Source organism: Streptococcus sp. WM07, assembly GCF_004570525.1.
Taxonomy (GTDB): Bacteria; Bacillota; Bacilli; order Lactobacillales; family Streptococcaceae; genus Streptococcus.
In genome coordinates this window covers 1-459 of the sequence record NZ_SPPZ01000178.1, presented here as the reverse complement: position 1 = coordinate 459, position 459 = coordinate 1, and the positions used below count along the sequence as shown (strand labels likewise).

2 pseudogenes are annotated in these 459 nt (G+C 36.4%); one reads left to right on the top strand and one right to left on the bottom strand.

Annotated features, from left to right (window positions below):
• Positions 1–257, top strand: a pseudogene (locus tag E4T71_RS08935) (transposase); the annotation flags it as partial.
• 68 nt (positions 258–325) lie between these two features.
• On the opposite strand, the pseudogene E4T71_RS10360 reads toward E4T71_RS08935, so the two are convergent.
• Positions 326–459, bottom strand: a pseudogene (locus E4T71_RS10360) (IS5/IS1182 family transposase); the annotation flags it as partial.

Below are 459 nucleotides of genomic sequence, written 5' to 3'. Positions count from 1 at the left end.
GGCAAATCAATCATACATTTATAGCACCGATGATCTATCAAGACAGCATGACCAGTGCTTTCTTTGTCGAATGGTTTAAGACACAACTTTTGCCTTCTTTGGCTGGTCCTCATGTTATCGTCATGGACAATGCAAGTTTTCATCCTAAGAAGATATTAGATGAGCTTTCTAGTTGTAATGGACACTTCTTTTTACCTCTACCACCTTATTCCCCAGAACTGAATCCTATCGAGAAAAGCTGGGCCATTCTGAAAAAGGTTGTGACAGAATCACTTCGAAAAACAGAGGATTTAACCGATGCAATATCATACTATTTAAAGACTAAATGACTATAAGTTGTTGAAAAGATGTTAAACACTTTGAACTTTGCAAAAATATTCTCAACCTTAATTCTCCGTGAAGATAAGTCTCGATTGTAAGATTTATCTCCCTTTGTTAAAGGATGGTACCTACTGGATT